We start from the raw sequence: 7,696 nt of genomic DNA on the forward strand, positions 1-7,696 counted from the left end.
AGCGACTTCACGAAGCATTGGACTACGCCACCCCACAGGAAGTAGAAACCGAGTACTATCTCACCCAGCCCATCAACACAGGGCCGTAAAAGAAGCGGAACTAAACCCAGGACGCTTCAAATCGACAACCGAATGGCCGGGCTGCCACGTGATTGAGCCCGGGACGATTACACAAATTAGCTCTCAACATTGTCTGGCCCTAATACATATGCTTAGGTAACATTCGAACATATAATTCAATCGTTCATTTGGAGATGCCCTTGCCAGACCGGATTCACCCTTCCCTATTACGTATTTTTCAACGCTCGACGCCTGATAACACCATTGCCTTCGTTGACGAAAGCTACGTTGCACCGGAGGAGGACTTTTTAGAATCTTTCTATATCTTGGTCGGCACAGCCATCAAATTCGAACATCTTGACAGTACTCGGAGTATCCTCAGAGAGACTGCGCAGTCGAACTATTGGCATACAACTGAATCGATGCGTAGTTGTGATGGCCGCAAGAAAGTCGAAGAAATGCTCAAGCTATGCGATAACTTTGAGGATTTGCAATATATAGCCTGCCTTCGGCCACTGCAACGAAATCAGGATATTGAGCACGCTCGCCAAGATTGCCTCGAACAGCTCATTACTACACTCACCAAGAACGAGCCTTCTCTGAAAGGCATAATTTTCGAAGCACGCCGCTCTCAGTCAGATAACGATAAAGACAGAAATACCCTCAAGCGCATGCGAAAGAAAAGGTCACTGCCCCCGGAAATCAATATGGCATGGGTTAGCCCTGCCGATGAAACTTGCCTTTGGATTCCGGACCTCGTCGCTTTTACATACAGGCGCACTTTTACTCACGGAGGACAAAGCACGTCCCTTTACCAAAAATACTTGGAAGAGCATTGCAAAATTCTACAGGTAACTCCGAAGCAACGATCTCCGAAGCCGAGCTGAAATTCGAAATAAAATGACCCTCACCTGCCAGTAGCCTCGGTGAGGGTCGAGCGGCTGTACATAATGTAGGGCCGCTCCTGCTATAAATTATGCTCTACCAACCTCTTGAGAGTCAATAGCAGCTCCCTAGGCACATCTTGACGGAGGGTGTCTGATGGTTCGTGCGTGGGTACCCGAACTTGCATGAGGAAACGGAACAGAATGACTTCTGTCGAACCGCAAGATCTAGGCTGATAAGCCCAAGATTGAAGTGTCCCAGTTTTTCCGTTTGAGTAGATGGGAAAATCGTCCTGTATTCCCTCTATTCGAAATCCACACCTTCGGGCTTGCTCAGCTTCGTTATTTTCCAGTTGTTTATTCCACGTAGGCTGGAGGGAAGAATTCAGCGTAGTGTTTTCGCTGCTCTCCCGAATCAGTCATACCCATTTGCCAATAAAAATTAAAGAGCCCACGAAGCATATTAAAGCCCAAGTCATTTCCCGCACTCGGAAAAAGACTTTCGACATTTAATAGTTGACTGTTCCCTACAGCCGCTAAGGCCGAATTAGGATCCAGTTTAATCGCTACTACTTTGGTTGGCTTTTCAAGGCACTCATCATTTTTTTTATTTTTCAGCAGCATGCCACCTTGCGCGTGTGGCCTAAGGAATTCAGCAACTAACATCTCACGAAGGTCTAAAAGATAGCTATCTTCAGACTCATACAGTCCAGTATGCACCTTTTTGAAGTCAGGCTGCCCGTAAAGGTACAAGAAAACACCTCCGGATGACGCGCCCTCAATTGGTTCCACACGAATTACAGGTCCATGCATATTCAGCTCAGGAGAGCTATAGCTCCGCGTTGACATCCATAAAGCTACAAGGGGATTATCGACCACATCTAGCCAAGTGGTACCTCCAAGATAGTGCTGGCAAATGCCTTCCAAAGCATACGCCGGAACGCTCCCCTGCCTGGAAAAGCCAATAAACGGCTCAGTTTCAGTCTCCCACTGCTTAAATTGTTCCCAGACGAAATCTTTCGAATTGCCCCTTCCAAATGTCTTCATTTCACCGAAGCCAGGAAACTGCAAAAACATTTCCAGAGAAGTCTCTCTCACGGGTTTAACCTGAGACTCTCGATCGATGCAAGCATCAAATCTCTCTTTACCACTAAGCGGCACCTTTTGGTATAGATTTCGCTGCCCTCGAAAAAATGTACGCCCCCTAATACGGTGTCGCCATAACGCAATGAGTCGATTCAAAGACATAAGGTTCGACACCTTAAGAACGTTGACGCCTTGTACCCCTCCATCCAGCGAAACCCACTCAACAACAACTCCGGGAAGGCCAATACGGCTGGCGTGCTGCACAAACTCTTCGGAATACTGCATACTATTCCTCTCCGAGAATTTGATTGAGTCTTTCAATCACAGTGATCCAATTTTTTCTTTGTTCGTTGGTCAAATCTTCGAATTTTTTCCGCGCATCAGAATTTCGAGAGTATGGTGTCGCAAAAAGCGGATAGTCTTCGTCATCAGCGGCAAAACTATATGTCCCGCCTTCGTCTGCAAGGATGCCAAAATCACATAAAACCTGTATCACTTCTGTAGTCGTTGGATTCTTTTTATGCAAGGAGGAGAGTGCACAAAAACCCGACCGCGATACACCTGAGGCCCTATACCGACGGCTTTTCAGACTCTCAAAAGCTGAAACTATGTGAAGGATTTCTGGACCAATGACCGATTGACTACCGATAACCAAGGGCTTCACAAACTCTCGCCACGGATACGGAAGATAATTCTCCACCGGTTCATATTCCAGCCCCCCACCCATATCGAAAATAACCGGGCAAGATTTAGATCCAGAAAGCTCGAGCCGAGCAATTGGCAGTTTAAACTTCTTTGCAGCCAAGATAACGTTTAGGGGTTCACCGTATAACGTTGGCAATCGCATCTCCCCTCCGGTAAATTCGATTTGCTCCGCTTCTACCCTAAATCCTGGGCCAAGGATTAAAGCAGAAGACTCTGGTTCCACACGAATATTAGAATTTGCGACTTTAAACTCTATGTGTGCCGGCTGGCCTCTAAAAATAACTTCTTTGTCGAAACTTGGGATAAATTTTATTTCGAGATCGGAGCCATTCTCGGAGAGATTAGAACCAAACGAGAGAACCGAATACGAATAGACATCGGCTTGCTTGGTCTCCACGACTTGCACAAATCTTCCCAGCCTCGAACCAATGTCTCCTTCACCCTTTGACGTGGAATCATTATAGGCAAGGAAAGAGTTATGTATCGTCGACACGATCCAGTCATCGTAAATCTCTTCGCCATTAATCAGCGCAGGAGCCAGAAGGAACAAAGTTGGATTTTTAGATGCTTCTTGATGGAGTTTTCTTGGGTTATCAATATATTTATACCCCTTCAACACGCAGTAGGCTTCGAATATCTTAGAAGCCCAAAAATTCGAGGTAGCACCGTTTACGAACGGGTGATCGAGAATTTGGGCCTCCCGCTTTTCCTTGTAGGTCTCCTTTTTTTCTAGATCTACAGCGCTAGGGACCAGTGGCTCTGGCGCAATATTTCTTTGAGAAAGTAGCGCTCGAATCTGTTCATCAGGGGTAAAAAGTGTTTCATCCGATGAGGAGTAACTGGACAGGAACTTCTCCTGCTCTCTTTCCAAGATAGCCTGCATAATTGAGTCGATCTGGTTCAAATCTTCCTCCCACGAGCGCTCTTGCATAAGATTTAGGTCTCTTGCCAAGTTTGCGCTGGAGGAAATATCGGCTGCAACAGCCTGGAGGACCGGGGCATAACCCAGAAATTGCTGTTGTTCCGCTTCGTTAAGACCTGGGACACTTAACCGGTTCAGCAAGACATTCAAAGCCTCGTCATAAATTTTGTTATTGACATCGATCTGTTTTCCCTGGGCACTACAAATCGAGTTGACAAATTCTTTAGCTTGCGGCTTATCAAAGTGTTCAACCTTGTAGGATATAAAATCAACATCTTCGGCTTCAAAATCGCCCATCAAGTCCAAAAGTGCAATTTCTCGCCCCGTGAAAATGAACCTTACCCCTTTAGCAGCCATTTTCACCATACTCGTTTTGAATTGTGCCCAAGTTGTCCCGGAAACTGCAACCATTGCCTCATCGAGCGAGTCCACGACCACCAACGGATTCGACTCGCTTACCAACAGCTGATCTACATTGTGTTCGGCTGTATAGTCTAAAAGATGCACCCTTAGAGAGTGTGCGTTAATTGTGCTATCGACAGAAGTGCGCCATAGCGGTGCTCGAAGATTTTGAGAAATGTACTGTGCTAGCGCTGTCTTTCCGGTGGCGCCTCTTGCAACAAAAAAGTAGGCACTTGATAAGTTGCCACTACCTCGATCCAGTTCGAAAGGATTCTTTTTCAAGTTAGTCGGCACATAGGAAATTTGGCCTTCTTCTACGCTAAAAACTTTTTGCGACTCTTGATCCCGCTTTGCGCTTGTCTCAACCATCGAGCAAAGTTCTTGACCGTTCACAAAGTCCTCAGTGTTGAACATTTTCCCTCATTTACATTCTTAGAGTGGAGCAAGAATATCGTCAAAACTTACGCATGACTGAGATCCATTCAGATTCTTGCATTCGGCATCTCCATGTGCCCTCTATTTTTATCTTAGTATCACTAGCCACCTGCTGCACGCCTAGCCTGATTCCTATCCCAACTCGCCCTAGCTATGTTTGCCCGCAAATGACGCCGAAGCACCAAGCTTCTGGCGCACTCGAATCACCCCTCTGACGGCACCAGTGGTGCTCACTAATAGCATCAGAATGCACTACTGCAAAATAGATCCTCACCAGTATCTGGGGGTGTCCGCAAATCTTGGATACTCATGGACTTGTGCATAAGTTCTTCTCCGAACCGGCGGCAAAAATCCGGGGGTCAGTTCAGGCTTATCCCGGATCATTCGACTTCTAATTCGACGGCTTTTGCGGTACAGCCACCGGACGTCCAACCCCTTCAGCGTGCTCACGGAGGTAAGCCACAAAAATAGCAGCGCAACGGCCGAGGTGCAGCTGGCTGGAAGAATTGATGTGCACGATACGACGACAGCAAAGATTCCCGCTCTAGTGCACCGAACGTCTCAGATAGAAAGTTCATGACAAGCGCCAGTCATCACAGTGAACTCTGAGGTTACCCCCGTTAAGTGGACACCCTATTTGTGGGGATCTTGTGTCCGTAAGAGAGGATGTTCATTGTGAGTCAACAGCGCAAGAAGTACACGCCTGAGTATCGGCGTGAAGCCGCAAACCTGGTAATCGAGTCGCAACGCCCGGTTGCTCAAGGAGATCGGTGTTACCGCTGGGCTTTTAGGCCGGCGGGTCAATCTCGAGCGTGAACTCCGAGGAGCATCAGACGGGATGAGCGAAGCTGACCTTCGTGCTGAGAATGCTCGTCTGTGTCGTGAGCTGGCGGAAGCCAAGATGGATAACGAGTTTTTGTCAAAAGCGGCAGCCTTCTTCGCCGCAAAGCAACGCGAACAGAAAAGTTCGAACTAATGCAGCGAGAGAAGGCCAACTACAGCATCAAACGTATGGCACGGCTATTAAAAGTGTCTCAGTCTGGATACTACAAATGGTCCCATACGCAGCAGAATCGTCTATCCGGCGAAGATGAACGCGCAGCATTCTACGACGATGTCGATCGTAAGATTCATCAGAATTGGTCGGACTCCGATGAGGTTTATGGTGCTCCGCGGATCACCGCAGAACTTACCGACCGCTACCACATTGCGCTTAACCGTAAGACCGTGGCTAAACGAATGCGCATGATGGGCATTGAAGGGATTTCCCCGCGGGCCTTTGTCCCGGTGACAAAACGGTCCAAGCCAAGCGTAAGTCCACGCTTCCTGACCTGGTCAAGCGCATGTTTGATACTAGTGAGCTCAACCGAGTGTGGATGTCAGATATTACCTACCTGCGCACTGCTGAAGGCTGGTTGTATCTGTGTGCAGTCCGCGATGGTCATTCCCGCAGGGTGCTGGGCTGCGCTATGGATAGCGTTCAAGATACATACCTGGTCGAACGGGCCCTGCGGATGGCGCATACACTACGCGGTGACGTGCCTGACGGGCTAGTGTTTCACGCTGACCGCGGAACCCAATTCACCAGCGAGAAGCTCTGGGAAGTTTGCCGCAACCTGGGCATAGCTCAGTCCGCAGGGCGTACCGGCGTGTGCTTCGATAACGCGATGGCCGAGTCATTCTGGTCGACGCTTAAAACCGAATTCTACGACCGTAAGCGCTGGGCGACCCGTGATGCTGCACGCAAGGCCGTTGCCTACTGGATTGAAGTCGTCTACAACCGCCGACGTCGGCACTCCGCACTCGGGATGATAAGCCCCGCCGACTTCGAGAACCGCATCGGTCTAACCACCAGCAGAAAAGGAATAGCCGCCTAACCACTAGGTAGCTCCACTACGTGTCCACGATTTGCGGGCACCCCCACCACAGCTAAATATTGGATATCTTTGAACGGACTTCAGCCCCTGGAGAAGCCGCCAGACCTATTCTTCCCTTTCCCTTTTTCTGGCTTGCCTGCGCTCACGCCTTCGAGCACGCTTTGCCTTGCGGATGTCGACAACCCACCTCGGAACAAACGGCCACGGAAGCGGAATCCCGAGCACACCCGTCATTCCAATGAACCCGATGCCGAGAGCTGCCATGAACGAATACATCAGCACGGTTGTGACAAATTCGGGAGGGTTCATACGCTCTATCAACCCTCCGACACCGCCAACGCCCAAAATTAGCGAGCCGTAAGGATAGAAGAAGAGGACGCCATCCCTCTCCATGCCTTCCCAGGCGGGTTCGTCATACCACTCTTCCGATCTGGGATCCCTGCGCACATCCAAAATGTAGTAGGTCCAGAAGAGCACCATGACCAGCACTGACCCGGCACAAAAGAGCAGATCCCCAGTATCCCCGTCCATAGACTAGACCTCCCGCGGCTGCCGGTTACGCTATGTAAAAATGCTACCAGCGTCTGCTGAGGTGAGGGATGAGACGAAAGCGAAATATGGATGCACACAAGCACCCCAGCCAAGGAAAAAATTATAAAAGACCTGGCTTTTATGATGCTTGTGCCCCTGCGACTAGGAGGCTCCTTCCCTTTAGCGTGTCTAACTTCAACAGCGTTCGCGCCACGCGGACGTACCCGCCTTCGCCCTGCTTACCAGCGAGTCCTCTGCCCCGCCTTGCTTGCCGACGCCCTCCCAGCCAACCCCTCGGCTACCGAGGTCGGTCCCCAACTCCTTGACTGCGGCCTTGAGCGAAACATGTGAATGGTCCTCGTACATCGCGACCGCGTCGCGCTTGACCTGATCCGAATAAGCCTTCCTAGGCATGGAGGTAAACTTCCTCTCCCCGGCCCAACACGGCAGGAAGCAGAGGTGTTTACCAAACAGGGGTCAGGTCCTTCACCCCTTGACACCACAAATAGAAACCAAGGCAAATGCCTAGGAACAAACCCGGGGTACTTCACTACCAGCGTCTGCTGGGGTAAGGCAGGAGACGAAACCAACTTATAGACACGTACAAGCACCCCAACCAAGGACAATGAATAAGACCGGCCAATTGTGATGCTTGAAGCCTTGCGGCCTTTAGGCTCCTTCTCTTTAACGTGACCGGCTTCGGCAACTTCTGCGCCACGCAGACACCCCCGCCTTCGCCCTGCTCACTAGCGAGTCCTCTGCCCCCGCCTTGCTTGCCGACGCCCCACCTAACC

3 protein-coding genes and 1 pseudogene are annotated in these 7,696 nt (G+C 49.8%); 1 reads left to right on the forward strand and 3 read right to left on the reverse strand.

Annotated features, from left to right (window positions below):
* Positions 1 to 1,301: 1,301 nt before the first annotated feature.
* Together MHK09_RS11375 and MHK09_RS11380 are read right to left on the reverse strand one after the other, a co-directional pair.
* Positions 1,302 to 2,315 carry a hypothetical protein gene (locus MHK09_RS11375; protein ID WP_250413591.1) on the reverse strand — a complete coding sequence of 338 codons (1,014 nt, stop codon included), beginning with the start codon at positions 2,313 to 2,315 and terminating at the stop codon, positions 1,302 to 1,304.
* A 1-nt stretch (position 2,316) separates the two neighbouring features.
* Entirely contained in the window at positions 2,317 to 4,473 is a 2,157-nt protein-coding gene (locus MHK09_RS11380) for an NACHT domain-containing protein (protein ID WP_250413592.1), read from the reverse strand.
* Positions 4,474 to 5,160: 687 nt separating this feature from the next.
* Here MHK09_RS11380 and MHK09_RS11895 point away from each other — a divergent pair.
* Positions 5,161 to 6,371, forward strand: a pseudogene (locus tag MHK09_RS11895) (IS3 family transposase).
* Between the two features lie 105 nt (positions 6,372 to 6,476).
* Here MHK09_RS11895 and MHK09_RS11395 read toward each other — a convergent pair.
* The gene (locus MHK09_RS11395) at positions 6,477 to 6,902 is read right to left on the reverse strand and encodes a hypothetical protein (RefSeq protein WP_250413595.1); all 426 of its coding nucleotides are present in this window, start codon (positions 6,900 to 6,902) and stop codon (positions 6,477 to 6,479) included.
* Between the last annotated feature and the right edge of the window lie 794 nt (positions 6,903 to 7,696).

The sequence above is a fragment of the Corynebacterium tuberculostearicum genome (assembly GCF_022347235.1).
GTDB lineage: Bacteria > Actinomycetota > Actinomycetes > Mycobacteriales > Mycobacteriaceae > Corynebacterium > Corynebacterium tuberculostearicum_F.